Below are 18,747 nucleotides of genomic sequence, written 5' to 3'. Positions count from 1 at the left end.
GTACCGTCGAAGTCATGCCCGCTTCTCTGTCCGCCGCTGCCGCAGGTTTCGGCACCGGCCTCTCGCTCATCGTCGCCATCGGCGCCCAGAACGCCTTCGTGCTGCGCCAGGGGATCCGCCGCGACGCGGTCCTCGCCGTCGTCGGCATCTGCGCCCTGTCCGACGCCCTCCTCATCGCTCTCGGCGTCGGCGGTGTCGGTGCCGTCGTGGTCGCCTGGCCGGGCGCGCTGAGCCTGGTCGGCTGGATCGGCGGCGGATTCCTGCTCTGCTACGGCGCCCTCGCCGCCCGCCGGGTCCTCAGGCCCGGCCAGTCGGGACTGCGGGCCGAGGGCGAGGCCACGGGCTCACGGCGGCGGGCGGTGCTGACCTGTCTGGCAATGACCTGGCTCAACCCGCACGTCTACCTCGACACCGTGTTCCTGCTCGGTTCCGTGGCCGCCGACCGCGGCCCGCTGCGCTGGACCTTCGGGCTCGGGGCCGTACTCGCCAGCCTGTGCTGGTTCGCCGCCCTCGGTTTCGGGGCCCGGCTGCTCAGCCGCTTCCTCGCCAGGCCGACCGCCTGGCGGATGCTCGACGGACTGGTCGCCGTGACGATGATCGCCCTCGGCGCCACGCTGGTGGCCGGAGCGTGACGTCCTCAACGGCCGGGTCCACCAGCTGAGATACCGCGTCCCGGACTCCTGGAGGGTGCTGCGATAGTGAACCCCGGACCCGTTAGATGTAACGAGCAACCAGGAAGCGCGTGGACACCGGCGAGAGCAGCACCGAACCCAGGACACCGGCCCCGGACGAGGCGCCGCCACCCCGGCGGGGCTGGCGTCGCTGGGCGATGGACACCCGTCCGCTGCGCATCCCGGCCTATCGCCGACTGTGGAGTTCGACCATCGTCACGGCCGTCGGCAGCCAGCTCACCGCCGTCGCGGTGCCCAAGCAGATCTACGACATCACCGGCTCCTCGGCCTGGGTCGGCGCCGCCAGCATGGCCGGACTGCTGCCCCTGATCGTGTTCGCGCTGTGGGGCGGAGCGGTCGCCGACACCATGGACCGCCGCAAGCTCCTCCTGATCACCAACAGCGGCATCGCGGTCACCTCGGTGCTGTTCTGGCTCCAGGCCGTCAGCGGGCTCGACTCGGTGGCGGCCCTGATGGTCCTGCTCGCGGTGCAGCAGGCGTTCTGGGGCCTCAACTCCCCTGCCCGCAACGCCTCCATCGCCCGTCTCGTGCCCAAGGACCAGCTCCCCGCGGCCAACGCCCTCGGCTCGACCGTCATGCAGACCGGCCAGGTGATGGGTCCGCTGCTCGCGGGTGTCCTGATCCCGGTGATCGGCCTGCCGGAGCTGTATCTCCTCGACGCCCTGGCGCTGTGCGTCACGGTGTGGGCGGTGTACCGGCTGCCGTCTCTACCGCCGCTCGCCGGCTCGACGGTACGCCGGGCGGGTGTACGCGAGATCGCCGAGGGCTTCCGCTACATCTCCGCGCACAAGGTGCTGCTGCTGTCCTTTCTCGCCGACATCATCGCCATGGTCTTCGGCATGCCCCGGGCCCTGTTCCCGCAGCTCGCCTCCGAGACCTACGCCCCGTACGGCGAAGGGCTCGCACTGGGTCTGCTGTTCGCCGCGATCCCGATCGGCGCGGTGGTCGGCGGGCTGTTCTCCGGCACGTTCTCGCGCGTGCGCCGACACGGCTGGATGGTCATCGGCGCGGTCGTCGCCTGGGGCGTGGCCATCACCGGGTTCGGGCTGAGCGGGAGTCTGTGGCTCGCCGTGGTGTTCCTGGCCGCGGCTGGAATCGCCGACATGGTCTCGATGGTCTTCCGCGGGGCGATCCTGCTCTCCGCAGCCACCGACGAGATGCGTGGCCGGATGCAGGGCGTCTTCACCGTCGTCGTCGCGGGCGGCCCCCGCCTGGCGGACGTCCTGCACGGCAGTGCCGGCTCGGTCTTCGGCGCCCGCGGCGCGGTCGTCGGCGGCGGTGTCCTGGTCGTCGCCGTCATGCTGCTGCTTGCCTTCGCCGTGCCGGCACTGCGCCGCTACCGCGTCTGAGAGCGCTACTGCGGTTGAGGCCTACAGACCGCTCCTGCGGTGGGAGCCGTACTGGTCCATCAGCTTGCCCCGGGTCGTCTCCAGGCGGTGGGCGAGGATCTCGGCGACGCTGCGGACCAGGATCATGCCGAGCTGCCGGTCCTCCTCGCACAGCCGGAGCACCGCCGCCGCGTCGAACTCGTGGGCCCGCACGGGACTGAAGGCCTCCGCGCCGAAGTCCCACCGGTACGGCGGGAACAGCCAGGACCAGCCGAGCAGGTCGCCCGAGCCGAGTGTGGCGACGGTGACCCGGTGGTGGCTGGTCACCTGCTGGGTCAGCGAGACCGCTCCGGAGCGGATGACCCAGAAGCGGTCGGCCGTACCGCCCGCCTCGAAGATGTGGAAGTCCTCGGCGAAGGAGACCTCCTTGGCGAGCGTCATCAGGCTCTGGCGCTGCGGCTGCGGTAGTGCGGTCAGCAGTTTTATCGCTTTGGTCATGACGCGGGGCTCCTCGCCGGCGATGGATTCCGGTGTTGTGCCTACGCCCATTTCAGCGGCTGCGGCCGTCCGGGGCACCTCGGCGGAGGCGAGGATCCGCGCCGGGCAGAGAAAAGCCCTGGCTGGACGGGGGAGACCAGCCAGGGCAGTAAGAGGTGGTGGCGGAGGACGGTGGGTCGACCCCGTCACCACGTATGAATGAACCGTAAACCATCCAGGGAGATTTCGCGCAATCGGATCCAGGGTGCGTGACCCGTTTCACTCGGCGGACGCGCTGACCACCCTGATCGTCTGCAGCTCGGCGTCGGCGGGGTCGGGCAGGTTCATGCCCGCGGCCAGTCCGGTCCGCAGATACGCCAGTACGGACTCGGTCAGCAGCTCACCGGGCAGTACGGCCGGGATCCCCGGCGGGTACGGCGTGATCATCTCGGCCGCGATCCGCCCGGCCGCCTCGGTGACCGGCACGTTCTCCGCCGGACCGAAGAACGCGTCCCGGGGAAGCCTCGCCTGCTCCATCCGCAGCTCGGCGGGCGGCGGTACCTCCACCCGCGGGGCCGGGTCCAACTCCGGTGCGGCCCGGGCGAGATCCCTGAGTGCCGCGAGCAACTCGCCGGTCGTCCCCTCGTCGTCGCCGTGGGTGATCTGCATCCCGATACGACGGTGGTCCGTGAGGTGGGCATCGATGTGCCGGTGCTCGCGCAGCCAGTCCGCCGCCTGGAACCCGGTGATCCCGAGCCCGTCCAGGTCGATGACGCCGGGCAGCGGGTCGAGGTCGTCCGCCAGGCCGGGCCCGCAGAAGTCGTCGCGACCGTTGACGTGCATCCCGTCGATCGCCTCGATCGCGGCACGGACCCGGGTCGCGAGTTCGAGCGCCCCGCCCATCAACTCCTTGCCCCGCAGGGCCATCTGCCGCCGCCAGCCGTCCAGACCGGCGTACAGCAGTACCGAGGGGCTGGTGGTGCCCAGCAGGTCGGCGCGCATCTTCAGCAGGTCCGGCGGCACGAGATCGCCCTGCAGATGGAAGACGGACCCCTGCTCGAGACCGCTGCCCATCTTGTGGATGCTGGTCACGCAGATGTCGGCGCCCGCGTCCATGGCCCAGGACGGCAGATCGGGATGGAAGGGCAGGTGCGCGCCCCACGCCTCGTCGACGATCAGCGGGACCGAACGGCGGTGGCAGACCTCGGCGATGTCCGCGAGGGACGCGCAACTGCCGTACGGGGTCGGGCTGGTGACCAGGGCGCCCTTCGCGTCGGGGTGGGCTTCGAAGGCCCGCTCGTACTCCGCGGCGGACGGCGGGTGCGCCAGATGGCGTTCGGCGTCCCACCGGGGTTCGATCCAGACCGGCTCGATCCCCGACAGGATCAGCCCGGACACCACCGACTTGTGGGCGTCCCGCCCGATCAGCAGCTTCTCGTGCGGACCCGCGACGGCCAGCATCGCCGCCTTCACGGACAGGGAACTTCCGCACGTGGTGAAGAAGGTGTGGTCGGCGTGGACGGCGTCGGCCATCAGCTCCTCGGCCCGTTCCAGCACCCGCCCCCGGGTCAGCCGGTCGTCCAGACCGCCCGACGCCAGCACGTCCCCGAGGAAGACCGCGTCACCCAGCACCTCCCGCACCTCCGGGTCGGCCCCGCGGGCCTGCTTGTGTCCCGGCGGCGTGAAGGACAGCTGTCCCCGGCGGTGGTAGTCGGTCAGGGCTTCCAGAACCGGCGCTTGGGTGTGATCGACAGTCATGGGGCGCGGGTGCCCGGCCCGGACGCAGGTCAATCAGCCCGGCCCGGACCGCCCGGACGGCCCCGCGGTCAGCGGCTGCCCGGCCTGAGCACCTCGTCCAGCACCCGGGTCACCGCCTCGTAGGCCAGGGTGCGTACGGCAGCGTCCCGGGCGCCGTCCGGATCGGAGGGCGCCAGCTCGTCGCTGCGCGCCCGCCAGGACTGCTCCTCCTCCGCCGCGCAGGCCCGGGCGCGCTGAATTCGGCGCATCAGTTCATCTGAGTCCACGACATCCGTCATGCAGGTCGCGTACCCACGGAACGCGATCGAATGGCCCCCTGTCGGCCCCTGTGCCGCCCGAAAGGCGCAGGTTTGGCCCGGCGTGCAGAGGTCAGCCGATTACTGGAGGCCTACGGAGGGCGCGCACCGCACATCACGGTCACCGTGTCCGTGGGTCCGGCCGGGCCCGGCTTCTGCTTCACCGACCTGAGAACCCCCCACTCGATCCACTGATCAGGAGCCAAGTCATGTGCGACGAGCACAGGACCGAAGCCGCCCTCGAACTCTCTGTCGCCCGTCCCCGCGTTCGGCCCGGGCCGCGTCGGCCTGCCGAGGCACGCCAGGCAGTCGAGCAGGCCGTGTCCGAACGCTGCCGTGCCACCCACACCCCCTGCGACGCCCAGGCGCTCTCGGACGCGCTGCTCGTCGCCTCGGAGCTCACCACCAACGCCATCCTGCACGGTGGCGGCATCACCGACTTCCGCGTCACCGTCGAGGGCCGGGGCGTGTCCGTCTCGGTCAGCGACCGCAGCGCCGCCCTGCCCGTCGCCAAGGCGCCCGTGGACCCGCAGGGCAGGTGGCACCCCGGCGGCCACGGCTGGCCGATCGTGTGCCGGCTGGCCCGCGACGTCCGCGTGACCGACCTGCCCGCGGGCGGCAAGTGCATCACCGCCGTGGTGCCCCTGAGCTGATCCGGCACCCCTGGGGAAGCCGCCGGAAAACGGAGTTTCACTGACGCAGTTTGGGACCCATACAGCAGGGCAGACGCAGTTTCGTGCTTCGGACCGGAGGCGCGCCAGCGGGAGCTGTACGGCTGCTGCGGGCCCCTTTCGGCGGTCCCGGCGTCGTTCCTCCCGCGGTCAGACCCTGAACCCGTTCTTCAGGAGCGAATCCGCATGCTCACCGACACGTCGACCAGCCGTCCCACCACTCAGGACCGCCCCACCGCCGCCGGCAGGCGGCGGCACGACGACGCCCCCGACACCATGGCCCTCTTCGCCCGGCTGGCCGGGCTCGAAGAAGGCCCCGAGCGTGATGCCCTGCGCGACGAACTCGTCACCGCCTGGCTGCCCATGGCCCACCGCATCGCGGGCCGGTTCCGCGACCGCGGCGAGTCGATCGAGGACCTGCGCCAGGTCGCCGCCCTCGGGCTCGTCAAGGCCATCGACCGGTTCGAACCGGAACGCGGGGCCTTCGAGAGCTACGCCGTGCCCACCATCACCGGCGAGGTCAAGCGCCACTTCCGCGACCGCATGTGGGCCCTGCGGGTGCCCCGCCGCGTGCAGGAACTGCGCAACAAGGTGCGGGTGGCCCGGCGCGAACTCACCCAGAACCCCGGTTCCCCCGAACCGACGCCCGCCGACCTCGCCGCCCACACCGGCCTGACCGAAGAAGAGGTCGTCACCGGACTGGAGGCCCTCGAAAGCTTCAGCACCCTCTCCCTGGACGCCGAGCTCTCGGCCGGCGACGACGGCTACAGCCTCGCCGACACCCTGGGCGGCCCGGACACGTCGTACGACGTCGTGGTCGACCGCGAGTCCGCCAAGGAAGGTCTGCGCCGGCTGCCCGAGCGCGAGCGCGCCATTCTGTACATGCGCTTCTTCGAGGACATGACACAGAGCCGCATCGCCGACCAGCTCGGCATCTCGCAGATGCACGTCTCCCGGCTCATCAGCCGCAGCTGCGCCCGCGTGCGCGACGAGGCGCTGGCCGACCGTTCGAGGCGGCAGGCCGACGGACCGACCGAGGCTTGAGAACACGGGGGGAGAGAGCCGGATGCTGATACCCAATCCGACGTTTCTGCGGCAACTCGTACAGGAGTACGAGACGCTGCGCGCCGAGGAGTCCGCGAACGCGGCAGAACCGAGCCCCCGCGCCCGGGACCTCGCCTACACGCTGTGTGTATCCACCGGCACGCGGGACGTGCGGCTGGCCCTGGAGACGGCTCACCGCCTGCTCGCGGCCATGTCCGAACCCGCGCGACTGGCCGACCGACCGCATCCCGTGTGACCGCCCGCCAGGACGGCATCCGGACTTCCAGGAGACCTACATGACCACCAGCTCCACGGCAACGACCGGCCGGATCCAGGCCAGACGCGCGGCACGCGGCTCCGTCACGGAGGGCGCCGCCCGCGCGGGATTCACCGCCCGCGGACTGATCTACCTGCTGGTCGGTGTGCTGGCGCTGCAGATCGCCTTCGGCGACGGCAAGCGCCAGGCCGACCGCGGCGGCGCTCTCGCCGCCCTCGCCGACAAGCCGTTCGGCTCCGTCGTCCTGTGGGCGCTGGGCATCGGGCTCGTCGGCATGGCCCTGTGGCGACTGTCCGAGGTGGTGTTCGGCGCGGTCGGACCCGACGGGCGCAAAGCCACGAAACGGCTGCTGTCCGCGGCCCGCTGCGTCTTCTACGCCTTCGTCGCCTACTCCGTGCTCGCCTTCACCGTCGGTTCCGGCAGCGGCGGATCGAGCGACAAGCAGTCCAAGGACGTCACCGCGCGGGCCCTGGAGTGGCCCGGCGGGCAGTGGCTGGTGGGCATCGCGGGCGTCGGCGTGGCGATAGCCGGTGTGTGGATCGCCGCACAGGCGCTGCGCAGGTCCTTCCACGACAAGCTCAAGCTCGCCGAGATGAGCCCGCGGATCAGGAAGCTGGTCGACGTGACGGGTGTCGGCGGCGGAGTGGCGCGTGGTGTGGTGTTCACCGCGGCGGGCGCGTTCGCCGTCCGTGCCGCGGTCGACTACCAGCCCGACAAGGCGAAGGGCCTCGACGACACGCTCCGCGCGTTCGCCGGCACCCCGCTGGGGCCGTGGCTGCTCGTGCTGGTCGCCGTCGGGCTGGTGCTGTTCGGGGTGTTCTCGTTCGCGATGGCCCGCTGGCGCCGGGTCTGAGCCGCGGCATACGGGGAACCCGGGGTGCATGAACGAACCCGAGCTTCCGTCCGACGGCAGGCCCGTGGACGTCTACCTGAATCTGTTGCGCATCCGTATGGCCTCGGAGGACTACGAGCTGCTGCTCGACGTGGTCCGTCCGGTGCTGCGGGCGATCGACGAGCATCAGTTGCCCGCTCTGGACTTCGCGCTCGAGGACAGTCGGCAGGACGGGCTGCCCCAGGAGATCCGCGACGAGGCCGCCCTGGTCATCGCCACGGCGGTGACCGGCCGTATGGACAACAAGGTGATCGAACTCCATGTCGATGAAAGCGCCGGCCCGGTCCGGGTGGTCACCGACGCGGACACGGCCTCCGACCCGGTCCGCCTCGGTGAGATCGCCGAGTACATCCGCGAACGCCGACGGCTCGACGACGAACTGCGTGGCATCGCCGAGGTGAGCGGTCTGCCCACCGACCTCTGAGCGCCGCCCTATCGACGGGGCGCTGCGACCGGCACGTCCAGCGGCCGGGCCAGGCCCACCAGGGTCTCGTCCAGCCGCTGGACGTGCCGCAGTACGCGGTCGGTGATCCGGCCGAAGCGCGGGGTACCGGGGACCTCGGTCTCCAGCAGTGACGCGATGCTCGGCCCGGTCTCGACCCGGGCGGTGGAGCGCTCGTCGGCGACATGCGCGGCGATGGCCGCGATGTTGTCCCCGATGCGCCGGCCGGCCCGGCGCAGCCGGGGATCCGCCGCGATCGAGGGATGCGTGGGCAGCAGTTCGGCCGTGGCCGCGAGCGAGCGCGCGTGGTACGCGCAGGTCTCCAGGAGCGCCACGACATAGCGGGCGGTGTCCCGCCGGGCCCGCAGTGGCGTGATCGGGTGGGTGAGGGGCCGGGTGGCCGCCCGCAGGTCGGCCAGCGCCTGGTCCAGATCGCGCGCCTGGTCGAGCAGATCGGCGGGGGAGCCGCCGCTGAGCTGGTCCACGGCGGCCTCGGTGACCTCGTCGAGCCGCTCCAGGACGGTGACGAGCAGGTCGTTGGTACGGCGGTCCGTGCGCACCGGCAGGACGAACGCCGCCGCGATCACCCCGCAGGCCGCGCCGAGCGCGGTCTCCTCCACGCGCAGCACCAGCACCGAGAAGCTGTAGGTGTGCAGCAGGGTGTAGAGCAGCCCCAGCGCCGCGGTGACGAAGAACGACATCAGGGTGTAGGAGAGGGGCGCGGTGTAGAACATCGCGAACACCAGGACCAGTACCAGGGCGAACGCCGGCCAGGTGTGCTGTCCGACCGCCCCCGCCAGCACGATCCCGGCGACCACGCCGAGGACGGTACCCAGCAGCCGGCGGTAGCCCTTGACCAGGATCTCGCCCGTGGACGCGGTGTTGATGAAGACGATCCAGCAGGTCAGCACGGCCCAGTACCAGCGCTGGCTGGAGAGGAACTCGCCCCCGACGATGGCGAGCGTGGACCCCACGGCGACCTGCACCGCGGCCCGGGTAGTGGGCCGCCTGAGCCCGGTGAGCTCCTCCTGCGCCTCGCCGTCCTCCTCGCGGGCGTCGATCACGGCGTCCTCGGCGTCCAGCTCCTCGCGCGAGCGGGTGGTCGCGGGGGAGTCGTCCGACTCGTCCTGCGGACCGTCCAGGGCGATCCGGAGGCCCAGGACCGCGCGGGCGGCCTCGCCGACGCCCCGGAACACGTCCTGGACGGCGGGCGGCGCGGGCGGCAGGTTCTCCTCCTCGCGGTAGCCGAGCAGCCGGTTGCGGACCTGGGACAGGGCCGTGCTGGACCTGGCGGCGACCGGGCGCAGCACCAGCAGCCGCAGCGCCTCCAGGTCCCGGCGCACCGTGGCCATCACCTCGTCCCGGCCGGGCATCCGGTCCGCCCGCGGGGCCGGAGCACCCGGAAGATGCAGGGTGAGGGTGTCCGCGCGCTCGGAGCTGCGGGCGCTCAGCAGCAACAGCCCGAGCCGCTCGGCGGTGATCTCGGCGTCCGCGATCCGCCGCTGCACGAGCCGCGCCGCGGCCGCGTCGGAGGTCCCCTCCTCCAGCCGCCCCTGGATCATCAGCGCGGTCTCGTGCAGCCGCGCGGTGCCCTCGCGTACGTCCTTCAGCGCCTCGTCGATCTCCTCGGGCCCGGCGTCCAGCAGCCGGAGCTGCGCGGAGACCAGCTGGGCCAGCCGGACCCGGAACGCCTCCCGCAGGCGTTCGAGGAGGCCCGCGGGCGTCTCCGGCACCAGCAGGAAGCGTGCCGCCGCGCTGCACAGGAAGGCGACGCCGAGGACGCCGTACAGCTCGGGCAGGCCGGAGACGGTGGCGCCGACGAACAGGGACACGAAGTAGACCTGGAAGCCGATCAGGCCGAGCGTGGTGCCGCGCTCACCGAAGCGGCGGCCGTAGACGGCGCAGAAGATCAGCGCGACGAAGAAGAGGTCGCCGGCCAGCACCCGGGAACTCAGCAGCGCGCCCAGTGACATCGAGGCCACGGCCACCGGGAGGCCCAGGGCGAGGGTCACCGCCTGCTGGGTGCGCTGCTTCTCCCGGATGGCGAAGGTCGCGACCATCGCCGCGATGGCACCCGCCACCAGGTGCGGGACGCTCGTCCCCAGCAGACCGAGCACGGCCAGCGTGAGCGCGATCGCCGCCACCGTACGCAGACCGGCGGCCAGCCGGAGCAACCCCGGGTCCGACGCCGAAACCCGATCGCGCAGCCTCGCTGTGTTCACTCCGCCGTACTCACTCCCGTGTCACGTCATGATCCGTTCCAGCATGGCACGGCGGGGTGGATCACTTGCCCTCGGCCTCGGCGAGGGTGTGGGCCACCAGGGCGTTGGCGTGACCGTGACCCAGCCCGTGCTCGGTCTTCAGCCAGGCGACCAGCTCCATGTGCCGGGTCAGCGGCGAGGAGCGGATGAGGTCCTGCCACTCGGCGATCGGGCGGCCGTACTTCTTCTCGATGGAGGGGAAGTAGCTCGCGGGGCCCTTCACGGTCTCGGCCATGACGATGTCCTTTCGGAGGGAAGCTGTGCTGTCCCTCCTGAGACCGCCGGCCGGCGGGAAACCGACCGGCGATCCGGAGTGATCCGCGTCACGCCTACGGGTCCAGCCGCGGTGTCCCCTCGACCTGCGCCCTGACCTGTTCCGGTGTCAGGTACGCGTCCGTGTACTCGAAGTCCTTCAGCTTGGCGGGCTTGCGGGCCTGGAAGCCGGTGCGGACGAAATCGTCGCCCGCGAGGGCGTTGAGCGTCCAGTTCGTCGCCACGCGGACCTTGGCCACGTTGGTGCGCAGCGCCATCCAGTGGTAGCCGCGGGCGGCGAACTGGGCGGGCAGGCCCCGCAGTTCGATCCCGAGCGGCTTGGAGACGGCGTCCTTGCCGCCGAGGTCGACGACGAGGCCCAGGTCCTTGTGGACGTACGGCTTCAGCGACTGGCCCCGCAGCGTCGCGATGACGTTGTCGGCGACCACCTTGCCCTGGCGCATGGCGTGCTGTGCCGTGGGCGGGCAGATCGCGCTGTCGTCGTCCTTGGCCTTGTCCGGCACGGCGGCGGAGTCGCCGAGCGCGAAGACGCCGTCCTGGCCCGGCAGGGTCATCTCGGCGGTGACCGCGAGCCGCCCGCGAACCGTCTCGGCGCCGAGTGTGGCGATCAGCGGGCTCGCGACGACCCCGGCCGTCCAGATCAGGGTCCGGGTCGGGATCACCCGGCCGTCGGTGAAGGTGACCTCCTCGGGGCCCGCCTTCTCGATCGAGACACCGAGAGAGACGTCGATGCCGCGCCGGCGCAGGATCTCCTGCGCGCTGCGCCCGAGCTTGTCGCCCAGCTCCGGCATCAGCTTCGGGGCGATGTCGATCAGATGCCACTTGATCAGCGACGGGTCGATGCGCGGGTAGCGCTTGACCGCCGCGTGGGTGAGCTTCTGCAGACAGGCGGCGGTCTCGGTGCCGGCGTATCCGCCGCCGACAACCACGAACTGCAGCCGGGCCGCTCGCTCGTCCGGGTCCTGGCTGGCGTCCGCGAGGTCGAGTTGGGAGATGACGTGGTCGCGGATGTAGGCGGCCTCGGCGAGGGTCTTCATGCCGAAGGCGTGCTCGGTGAGACCGGGGATGTCGAAGGTGCGGGTGATGCTGCCGGGAGCCAGCACGATGTAGTCGTAGGGCTCGTTGATGATCTCGTCGGTGATGGTGCGGACCACGCAGACCTTGGACTTGAGGTCCACGCCGATCGCGCCGCCCGGGATGATTCGGGTGCGGTACTTCTTGCTGCGGCGCAGCGAGACGGCGATCGACTGGGGCGTCAGCACGCCGGAGGCGACCTGGGGCAGCAGGGGGAGATAGAGCTGGTAGGCGAACGGCGTCACCAGGGTGACGTCGGCTTCGTCCGGGGAGAGTTTCCGTTCCAGGCGGCGAACGCATTCGACTCCGGCGAAGCCGGCGCCAACCACCAGGATCCTGGGTCGTGTCACGGTGTTTCATCCCTTTCTGCGGCTCCAGGCGGTTCTGCCTCGAACGCCCTTCGTGTGCCCGTGCGGGCGCGACGAATGCGTCGAGGACCACCATGCCCGCCCGCGCCCGAAAGTGCACCGGGAGAAAGGTGAAGGAGGTGCGCGGACCGGACGCGGGGAAACCGCTTGTGAGGATGCCCGTAGCCGAATGCGTGTGCGGCAGAAGGGTATTGGGGTGCTGTGGGCCCGCTCGCAGTGGAGAGCCGGGGTCCGTGCAGCGCTCGGGAGGGAAGGAGCAGCGTGACCACCGACAGAATCTGGTCGTACGTGCCGGACAGCGGTTACATCGAGGGACAGGACCTGACGGGCTTCAGCGTCGTCGCGAGCGACGGCGCGATCGGACACGTGGACCGACAGGCCGCCCCCGACGGCATGGAGCACCTCGTCGTGGACACCGGTGTCTGGGTCTTCGGCCGCAGCGCCCTGGTCCCGGTCGGCGTCGTCACCCACGTCGACACCCATGACCGGCGGGTCACCCTGGCCTGCACGGGGTCGGAGGTGAAGGCGGCACCCCGCTTCCGCACCGACAGCGAGACCAGGGACCGTGAGTACCTCGCGGCGGTCGGCGCCTACTATCTGGGGCTCACGGCCACCGCCTGACCGAAGCGGGCCAGGTCACCACGGCAGGAAGACGTGGACGTCCTTGCCGCGCTCGTCCGTCACCACGCTGACCTGGTCGCACAGCGCGTGGACCAGGTGCCAGCCGATGCCGCCGCCACCCGTGCGCGGATCGAAGGAACGGGGGGCCGGCGGCGTCGGGTTGGTGTCGCGCAGCGTCACGTGCACACCGTCGAAGGTGCGGCGCAACCGCAGGACGAAGGGACCGGGTGCGTACTGGACGGCGTTGGCGGCGAGTTCGGTGACCACCAGCAGGATGTCGTCCCAGTGCTCGGGAGTCGTGGGCGGCACGCTCTGGCCGAGGTCGCCCAGGAATTCCTCAGCGGCGAGCCGCGCACCCGTCACGCAATGCGGCTCGCCCGCGAAACGGGTGGTGCGGCTCGGAATCGCCTCGGAAGTCAGTGTCTCGTCCCAATGCGGCTCGGTGCCGTGCCGCTCTCACGACCCGGCGTCAGCGGATTCTTCGTACTCTCTCATGTCGCCACTGAGCCGTGTTCCCGAGGGCGGGCCGCCCAATCGTCCTCACCTCGGGGAACGTGGCCGACGGCGAGCTTTCACCGGAACACGTCGTCCGAGTCGTCCCAGCTCAGTACGTCCTCCGTCGGGCCGCGCCGGGCGTTCGCCGAGCGGGCCTGGTACATCGCGTCGATCTCCATCGCGTACCGGCGCACGATCTCGTCGCGGCGCAGCTTCATCGACGGCGTCAGCAGGCCGTTGGCCAGGTCGAACGGCTCCGACAGCACCCGGAACACCCGGATCGACTCCGAGCGCGAGACCGTGCTGTTGGCGGCGGCCACGGCCCGCGCGATCTCCTCCCGCAGCGCGTTCTCCTCCCGGGCCCCGCGCGCCGAGGGGTCCTGCTGGGCGAGCAGGACTCCGCGCCAGTGGGCCAGGAACACCGGGTCCAGGGTGAGCAGGGCGCCCACGCAGGGCCGGTTGTCACCGACCACCACCGCCTGGTGGATCAGCGGATGCATCCTCAGCCGGTGCTCGAGGGCGGCCGGGGCCACGCTCTTGCCGCTGGTGGTGACGATGATGTCCTTCTTGCGGCCGGTGATCGTCAGATAGCCGTCGGCGTCCAGCTGCCCGAGGTCCCCGGTGGCCAGCCAACCGCCGTACAGCGCCGCCCGTGTCGCGGCCTCGTCATGGACATAGCCCTGGAAGACCGACGGCCCGCGCACCAGGATCTCCCCGTCGTCCGCCACCCGGAGATCCACACCCGGCAGGGGCCGGCCCACGGTCCCGGACTTCTCCCGGCCCAGCGGCTGCATGGTGATCCCGCCGCAGGTCTCCGTGAGGCCGTATCCGTCGTGGACGTAGACGCCGATGCCCTCGTAGAACAGCGAGAGCTCACGGTTGAGGGTGGAGCCGCCCGAGGTGGCCCGGCGGGCCCGGCCGCCCATCGCGGCCCGCAGTCTGCGGTACACCGTCCGCTCGTACAGGGCGTGTTGGAGCCGCAGGTCGAACCCGGGGCCGGGGCCCTCGCCCAGCCGCTGCCGCTCGCAGGCCAGGGCGAAGTCCCGTGCCGTGTCGGCGGCCCGCTCGAACAGGGCGCCGCGGCCCGACTGCTGGGCGGCGCGCAGGAAGTTCTTGTAGATCTTCTCGAAGACGGAGGGGACGGCGTAGAAGTAGGTGGGGCGGAAGGACTGCAGAGCGGCCGCCAGCGCCTCCTCGCTCAGGTCGGGCTCATGGGCCATGAGCAGTCCGCCGCGGATGCACACGCCCTGGATCATGAGGCCGTAGACATGGGAGAAGGGCAGGAAGGCGAGGACGGACGGCTGCTCTCCGGGAGGTGCCGTGATCTGGCGCCAGCCTTCGAGGAGGGTGTCGACGGGGCTCGCGAGGCCGCGGTGGCTGAGTGCGCAGCCCAGCGGACGCCCCGTGGCGCCGGAGGTGTAGGAGATGACCGCCGTGGAGTCGGGCAGCACGATACGGCGCAGCGACTCGACCGTGGCGAGCGGGATCATCCGGCCCCGCTCCGTCAGGTTCTCGAGCGCGTCCGCATCCAGCTGCCAGACGTGGCGGAGCCGGGGCAGCGAGGCGCACACCGAGCCGACCGTCATGACCGCCTGCTCGTCCTCCACCACCACGGCCACACAGTCGGTGTCGCGCAGGATCCACTCGACCTGTTCGCGCGAGGACGTCGGATAGATCGGTACGACCTCGGCGCCGACCGTCCACAGCGCGTAGCTGAGAACCGTCCACTCGTAGCGGGTGCGCGCCATGATGGCCACCCGGTGGCCCGGCGAGATCCCCGAGGCGACCAGTCCCTTGGCGAGGTCCACCACCTCGTCCCGCAGTTCCACGGCCGTGACCTCCTGCCAGCGTCCTGAGGAGCCCTCGGGACGGCGGGCGAGCACCGGCAGGGTGGGGTCCAGCTCCGCCCGCTCGAACACGCTGTCGGCCAGACCGCCGCTGGAGCGCGAGATGGTCCGGGGAGCGAGGGCGAAGTCGCGCATGCGCTGCTCCTGACGTGTACGGACTGTGACTGTGCGGACGAGTTCGGTCATCCGCGGTGCTCGAATCTAGCCCAGGCGCGAGCGAGTGGTACCTGGAATACGGAAGTAAGCGGTCAGCCGTGATCTCGTCGAGATCGGGGCACTCGGACCGCATGAGTCACGTGAACCCCGATCCCGAACCCGAGCGCACCACCGGACTGGAACCGGGCGGCGGCGTCCCGCCGGGCGAGACCCCGCCCGCCGAGAGCAGCCTGCCCGAGGCCGGCCCGCGGGAGACGCACAACCCGACCAGGGGCTGGGCCAAGGGGCCGCTGGCCCTGATCCTGCTCCTGGTCGTCCTCGTCGCCGCGTTCTTCCTGGTGTACGCGGTCGTCCTGGCCCTGTGAGCACTTACGACTGAGTCAGCCGCACGCACTCGGTGACCACGCTGCGCAGGCTCCCGGTGCGCTCCAGCAGCTCACGCTGCACCCGGGCACCGTTGCCGCGCCGCAGCAGTTCCGCACAGGATTCGCGCGCACGGTCCAGGTCGCCGCTGTCGGCGAGCGCGTCCTCGACGTGCTCCAGCAGGGCCCGCACCACCGTCTCGGCGGGCATGCGGTGCATCGTCGCCGGGTGGAGCAGCTCCTCGGTGATGCCGGAGCGCGCGGCCCGCCAGGCGGCCAGCCGCAGCAGGCTCACACTGTGCGTCACTGGCTCCTTGCCCGCCCGCCACTCGCGCGCGGCCGTCTCCACCAGCCCGCGGGCGAGGGTCGCGAGGAGCGCGGCGGTGTCCGCGTGCAGACAGACGTCCGAGACCCGGATCTCCACCGTCGGGTAGGTCCGGGACAGCCGGGCGTCGAAGTAGATCATTCCCTCGTCCAGGATGACACCGGTCGCCACCATGTCCGCGACCCGCCGGTGATAGCGCTCCGCCGAGCGGAACGGCTCGGTCGGACCGGCCGAGGGCCAGCGCTGCCACACCCGGCTGCGGTAGCTGCTGTAACCGGAGTCCTTGCCCTGCCAGAAGGGCGAGTTGGCACTCAGCGCGGCCAGCACGGTCAGCCAGGGCTGGATCCGGTCGACGACGGCGACGGCCTCCTCGTCCGACTCCACGGACACATGGACATGACAGCCCATGACGAGCTGCTCCTGGGTGGCGATGCCGTACTGCTCCGCCATCCACCGGTAGCGGCGGCCGACGCCCACGGAGGGGCTGACGGGCAGCGGCGAGGTCGCCAGGGAGACCACGGCGCAGCCGCTGTCGCCGGCGAGCCGGGCGGCCTCCTTGCGGCAGCGCACGATCTCCGCGCGGAGTTCGTCCATCCCCGACTGCGGGTGGGTGGCGAACTCCAGCATCTGGTTGTGCAGTTCCTTCTCGAAGACATCCTGGCCCGGCTCGTCCTGCGCGGCCCGCGCGAGTACGGCCGCGGACAGCGCCTGCGGCTCGCCGGTCTCGGGGTCGACCAGGAGGAGTTCCTCCTCCACTCCCACGGTGCGCACGTGACATAGCCCTTTCTGTGGCCCTCGGCGACGACGAGGATGCGGGTTCTCGTACGACCCCGACTGCCCCTTCGGGCCGGTCGGACACCTCCGCGTCGCCTGCGGGCTCAGCCGGGCACCGGGACCAGCCACACCGTCGCCAGCGGCGGCAGGGTGAGCCGCAGCGCCCCGTCCTCCGCCTTGACCGGGTCTCGCCGCACGATGTCGCCGCCGCCGTAGCGCGCGGCGTCGGTGTTGAGGGACTCCTGCCACAGGGGGAGACCGTCGGGGACGGTGAGGTGGTAGTCCTCGCGCACGACGGGGGAGAAGTTGGAGACCGCGAGCAGCGGACCGCCCGCCGCGTCGAACCTCAGGAAGGCGAAGACGTTGTCCTCGGCCGCGTCCCCGACCACCCACCGGAAACCGCCGGGGTCGGTGTCGCGCTCCCACAGGGCGGGGGTCGCGCGGTAGACCGTGTTCAGGTCGCGCACGAGGTCGCGCACGCCCCGGTGGTCGGCCTCGGCCCCGTACGCCGGGTCGAGCAGCCACCAGTCGGGTCCGTGGGACTCGGACCACTCGGCGCCCTGGGCGAACTCCTGGCCCATGAAGAGGAGTTGCTTGCCGGGGTGGGCCCACATGAAGCCGAGGTACGCGCGGTGGTTGGCGCGTTGCTGCCACCAGTCGCCCGGCATCTTGGACACCAGTGCCTGCTTGCCGTGGACGACCTCGTCGTGGGAGATCGGCAGCACGTAGTTCTCGCTGTACGCGTACACCATCGAGAAGGTCATCTCGTTGTGGTGGTACTTGCGGTGCACCGGCTCATGGCTGATGTAGCCGAGGGAGTCGTGCATCCAGCCCATGTTCCACTTCAGGCCGAAACCCAGGCCCCCGCTGTCCGTGGGGCGGGTCACGCCGTCCCAGGCCGTGGACTCCTCGGCGATCGTGACGACACCCGGCGCCCGGCGGTACACCGTCGCGTTCATCTCCTGGAGGAAGACGACCGCGTCGAGATCCTCCCGCCCCCCGAACACGTTGGGGCTCCACTGGCCGGAGTCGCGCGAGTAGTCCAGGTAGAGCATCGAGGCGACCGCGTCCACGCGCAGCCCGTCGATGTGGAACTCCTCGCACCAGTACACGGCGTTGGCGACCAGGAAGTTGCGCACCTCGACGCGCCCGAAGTCGAACTCGTACGTTCCCCAGTCCGGGTGCTCGGCCCGCCGGGAGTCTCCCGGCTCGTACAGGGGGTCCCCGTCGAAGCGGGCCAGTGCCCAGTCGTCCTTCGGGAAGTGGGCGGGCACCCAGTCCATGATCACGCCGATGCCGGCCCGGTGGAGCGCGTCCACGAGATACCTGAAGTCGTCGGGCGTGCCGAGCCGGGAGGTCGGGGCGTAGAAGCCGGTGACCTGGTAGCCCCAGGAGCCGCTGAAGGGGTGCTGCGCAACCGGCATCAGCTCGACATGAGTGAAGCCCAGGTCCCTGACGTACGACGGCAGCTCGTCGGCCAGTTGCCGGTATGTCAGTCCTGGGCGCCAGGACGGGAGATGGACCTCATAGACCGAGAACGGCGCCACGTGCACGGGCGTGTCCCCGCGGTGGGCCATCCAGTCGTGGTCTCCCCACTCGTAGCGCGAGGAGGTCACGATGGACGCCGTGTCGGGCGGCACCTCCGATCGGCGGGCCATCGGGTCGGCCTTGAGGAACCGGTGGCCGTGGCGCGAGGTGATCTCGAACTTGTAGCGAGCGCCCTCACCGATCCCGGGCAGGAACAGCTCCCACACACCGGACGCGCCGAGCGAGCGCATCGGGAACTGCTGTCCGTCCCAGAAGGTGAACTCCCCGGCCACCCGGACGCCCTGGGCGTTGGGCGCCCAGACCGTGAAGCGGGTGCCGGTCACTCCCTCGTGGGTCATGGGCTCGGCGCCGAGCGCCTTCCACAGCTGTTCGTGGCGGCCCTCGCGGATGAGATGGAGGTCGGTCTCGCCGAGCGCGGGCAGGAAGTGGTAGGGGTCGTGCACCTCCTGTTCGCCGTCCGCGTACGCCACCAGCAGGGTGTAGTCGGGGATCGCGTCGAGGGACAGCAGACCGGAGAAGAGACCGTCGCCCTCCGACGCCAGCCGTCTGCGCTCGCCGTCGATCACGACGCTCACCGCGCGGGCGAAGGGGCGCAGCGCCCGGAAGACGACCCCGCCCTCGACCGGGTGGGCGCCGAGCAGCGCGTGCGGGTCGTGGTGGGCGCCGGCCAGCAACCGGCCCCGGTCCGCGGGGTCGAGCGCGGGGGCCGGGGCACAGGGCGCCGGTCCGGACGGCTCGGGCAGTGAGATGTCGCGCAAGGCCACGG

19 protein-coding genes are annotated in these 18,747 nt (G+C 71.2%); 9 read left to right on the top strand and 10 right to left on the bottom strand.

The genetic code is table 11. The features are described from left to right. Nucleotides 1-14: 14 nt before the first annotated feature. Together ACZ39I_RS33520 and ACZ39I_RS33515 are read left to right on the top strand one after the other, a co-directional pair. The gene (locus tag ACZ39I_RS33520) at nucleotides 15-632 is read left to right on the top strand and encodes a LysE/ArgO family amino acid transporter (protein WP_467248678.1); all 618 of its coding nucleotides are present in this window, start codon (nucleotides 15-17) and stop codon (nucleotides 630-632) included. A 110-nt stretch (nucleotides 633-742) separates the two neighbouring features. After that, complete coding sequence (locus ACZ39I_RS33515) at nucleotides 743-2,041, top strand: MFS transporter (protein WP_467248677.1); 1,299 nt, start codon at nucleotides 743-745, stop codon at nucleotides 2,039-2,041. Nucleotides 2,042-2,062: 21 nt separating this feature from the next. On the opposite strand, the gene ACZ39I_RS33510 is transcribed toward ACZ39I_RS33515, so the two are convergent. The 3 genes from ACZ39I_RS33510 to ACZ39I_RS33500 all read right to left on the bottom strand — a co-directional run bounded on the left by ACZ39I_RS33510 (nucleotide 2,063) and on the right by ACZ39I_RS33500 (nucleotide 4,533). Next, nucleotides 2,063-2,518, bottom strand: coding sequence for a cyclic nucleotide-binding domain-containing protein (locus ACZ39I_RS33510; RefSeq protein WP_467248676.1), 456 nt, complete (start codon nucleotides 2,516-2,518; stop codon nucleotides 2,063-2,065). Between the two features lie 258 nt (nucleotides 2,519-2,776). Further along, nucleotides 2,777-4,255, bottom strand: coding sequence for an aminotransferase class I/II-fold pyridoxal phosphate-dependent enzyme (locus ACZ39I_RS33505; protein WP_467248675.1), 1,479 nt, complete (start codon nucleotides 4,253-4,255; stop codon nucleotides 2,777-2,779). Between the two features lie 68 nt (nucleotides 4,256-4,323). Beyond that, the gene (locus tag ACZ39I_RS33500; RefSeq protein WP_467248674.1) at nucleotides 4,324-4,533 is read right to left on the bottom strand and encodes a hypothetical protein; all 210 of its coding nucleotides are present in this window, start codon (nucleotides 4,531-4,533) and stop codon (nucleotides 4,324-4,326) included. 227 nt (nucleotides 4,534-4,760) lie between these two features. Between ACZ39I_RS33500 and ACZ39I_RS33495 the strand changes: the two genes are divergently transcribed. The 5 genes from ACZ39I_RS33495 (at nucleotide 4,761) to ACZ39I_RS33475 (ending at nucleotide 7,859) form a co-directional block, all read left to right on the top strand. After that, on the top strand, nucleotides 4,761-5,204 hold the full coding sequence (locus ACZ39I_RS33495) for an ATP-binding protein (protein ID WP_467248673.1): 444 nt from the start codon (nucleotides 4,761-4,763) through the stop codon (nucleotides 5,202-5,204). A gap of 204 nt (nucleotides 5,205-5,408) precedes the next feature. Beyond that, nucleotides 5,409-6,266 (top strand): SigB/SigF/SigG family RNA polymerase sigma factor, encoded by an 858-nt coding sequence (locus ACZ39I_RS33490; protein WP_352385853.1) that lies wholly within the window; start codon nucleotides 5,409-5,411, stop codon nucleotides 6,264-6,266. A 22-nt stretch (nucleotides 6,267-6,288) separates the two neighbouring features. Further along, nucleotides 6,289-6,522: a DUF5133 domain-containing protein gene (locus ACZ39I_RS33485; RefSeq protein WP_467248672.1), complete on the top strand. Its 234-nt coding sequence runs from the start codon at nucleotides 6,289-6,291 to the stop codon at nucleotides 6,520-6,522. A gap of 40 nt (nucleotides 6,523-6,562) precedes the next feature. Continuing rightward, nucleotides 6,563-7,396 (top strand): DUF1206 domain-containing protein, encoded by an 834-nt coding sequence (locus tag ACZ39I_RS33480; RefSeq protein ID WP_467248671.1) that lies wholly within the window; start codon nucleotides 6,563-6,565, stop codon nucleotides 7,394-7,396. A 28-nt stretch (nucleotides 7,397-7,424) separates the two neighbouring features. Further along, nucleotides 7,425-7,859: a hypothetical protein gene (locus ACZ39I_RS33475; protein WP_451474055.1), complete on the top strand. Its 435-nt coding sequence runs from the start codon at nucleotides 7,425-7,427 to the stop codon at nucleotides 7,857-7,859. A gap of 8 nt (nucleotides 7,860-7,867) precedes the next feature. On the opposite strand, the gene ACZ39I_RS33470 is transcribed toward ACZ39I_RS33475, so the two are convergent. From ACZ39I_RS33470 to ACZ39I_RS33460, 3 genes are all read right to left on the bottom strand, one after another. Next, a complete protein-coding gene (locus tag ACZ39I_RS33470) occupies nucleotides 7,868-10,099 on the bottom strand; it encodes an FUSC family protein (RefSeq protein WP_467248670.1) in 2,232 nt (743 codons plus the stop codon). 61 nt (nucleotides 10,100-10,160) lie between these two features. Further along, the gene (locus tag ACZ39I_RS33465) at nucleotides 10,161-10,373 is read right to left on the bottom strand and encodes a DUF4287 domain-containing protein (RefSeq protein WP_352385844.1); all 213 of its coding nucleotides are present in this window, start codon (nucleotides 10,371-10,373) and stop codon (nucleotides 10,161-10,163) included. A 94-nt stretch (nucleotides 10,374-10,467) separates the two neighbouring features. Next, nucleotides 10,468-11,835, bottom strand: coding sequence for an NAD(P)/FAD-dependent oxidoreductase (locus ACZ39I_RS33460; protein ID WP_467248669.1), 1,368 nt, complete (start codon nucleotides 11,833-11,835; stop codon nucleotides 10,468-10,470). A 279-nt stretch (nucleotides 11,836-12,114) separates the two neighbouring features. On the opposite strand from ACZ39I_RS33460, the gene ACZ39I_RS33455 reads away from it, so the two are divergent. Beyond that, complete coding sequence (locus ACZ39I_RS33455; RefSeq protein ID WP_467248668.1) at nucleotides 12,115-12,474, top strand: PRC-barrel domain containing protein; 360 nt, start codon at nucleotides 12,115-12,117, stop codon at nucleotides 12,472-12,474. Nucleotides 12,475-12,489: 15 nt separating this feature from the next. Here ACZ39I_RS33455 and ACZ39I_RS33450 read toward each other — a convergent pair whose 3' ends face one another. Next, nucleotides 12,490-12,894 (bottom strand): ATP-binding protein, encoded by a 405-nt coding sequence (locus ACZ39I_RS33450; protein WP_352387090.1) that lies wholly within the window; start codon nucleotides 12,892-12,894, stop codon nucleotides 12,490-12,492. A 152-nt stretch (nucleotides 12,895-13,046) separates the two neighbouring features. Next, nucleotides 13,047-14,951 carry an AMP-dependent synthetase/ligase gene (locus ACZ39I_RS33445; protein ID WP_467248667.1) on the bottom strand — a complete coding sequence of 635 codons (1,905 nt, stop codon included), beginning with the start codon at nucleotides 14,949-14,951 and terminating at the stop codon, nucleotides 13,047-13,049. A 152-nt stretch (nucleotides 14,952-15,103) separates the two neighbouring features. Between ACZ39I_RS33445 and ACZ39I_RS33440 the strand changes: the two genes are divergently transcribed. Further along, the gene (locus ACZ39I_RS33440; protein WP_403665531.1) at nucleotides 15,104-15,337 is read left to right on the top strand and encodes a DUF6480 family protein; all 234 of its coding nucleotides are present in this window, start codon (nucleotides 15,104-15,106) and stop codon (nucleotides 15,335-15,337) included. A 4-nt stretch (nucleotides 15,338-15,341) separates the two neighbouring features. On the opposite strand, the gene ACZ39I_RS33435 is transcribed toward ACZ39I_RS33440, so the two are convergent. After that, entirely contained in the window at nucleotides 15,342-16,430 is a 1,089-nt protein-coding gene (locus ACZ39I_RS33435) for a glutamate--cysteine ligase 2 (protein WP_451474059.1), read from the bottom strand. Nucleotides 16,431-16,537: 107 nt separating this feature from the next. Continuing rightward, the gene (glgB, locus tag ACZ39I_RS33430; RefSeq protein ID WP_467248666.1) at nucleotides 16,538-18,745 is read right to left on the bottom strand and encodes a 1,4-alpha-glucan branching enzyme; all 2,208 of its coding nucleotides are present in this window, start codon (nucleotides 18,743-18,745) and stop codon (nucleotides 16,538-16,540) included. Nucleotides 18,746-18,747 lie beyond the last annotated feature (2 nt).

The organism is Streptomyces sp. NPDC024687, assembly GCF_055559055.1.
Note: the sequence above shows the minus strand (reverse complement) of the source record. Positions and strands in the feature narration are given on the sequence as shown.

Coding starts and splice junctions, on each gene's coding strand:
- ACZ39I_RS33475 (WP_451474055.1), top strand. CDS start 7,425: ATGAACGAACCCGAGCTTCCGTCCGACGGCAGGCCCGTGGACGTCTAC.
- ACZ39I_RS33485 (WP_467248672.1), top strand. CDS start 6,289: ATGCTGATACCCAATCCGACGTTTCTGCGGCAACTCGTACAGGAGTAC.
- ACZ39I_RS33495 (WP_467248673.1), top strand. CDS start 4,761: ATGTGCGACGAGCACAGGACCGAAGCCGCCCTCGAACTCTCTGTCGCC.
- ACZ39I_RS33480 (WP_467248671.1), top strand. CDS start 6,563: ATGACCACCAGCTCCACGGCAACGACCGGCCGGATCCAGGCCAGACGC.
- ACZ39I_RS33505 (WP_467248675.1), bottom strand. CDS start 4,255: ATGACTGTCGATCACACCCAAGCGCCGGTTCTGGAAGCCCTGACCGAC.
- ACZ39I_RS33520 (WP_467248678.1), top strand. CDS start 15: ATGCCCGCTTCTCTGTCCGCCGCTGCCGCAGGTTTCGGCACCGGCCTC.
- ACZ39I_RS33510 (WP_467248676.1), bottom strand. CDS start 2,518: ATGACCAAAGCGATAAAACTGCTGACCGCACTACCGCAGCCGCAGCGC.
- ACZ39I_RS33500 (WP_467248674.1), bottom strand. CDS start 4,533: ATGACGGATGTCGTGGACTCAGATGAACTGATGCGCCGAATTCAGCGC.
- ACZ39I_RS33465 (WP_352385844.1), bottom strand. CDS start 10,373: ATGGCCGAGACCGTGAAGGGCCCCGCGAGCTACTTCCCCTCCATCGAG.
- ACZ39I_RS33445 (WP_467248667.1), bottom strand. CDS start 14,951: ATGCGCGACTTCGCCCTCGCTCCCCGGACCATCTCGCGCTCCAGCGGC.
- ACZ39I_RS33490 (WP_352385853.1), top strand. CDS start 5,409: ATGCTCACCGACACGTCGACCAGCCGTCCCACCACTCAGGACCGCCCC.
- ACZ39I_RS33440 (WP_403665531.1), top strand. CDS start 15,104: ATGAGTCACGTGAACCCCGATCCCGAACCCGAGCGCACCACCGGACTG.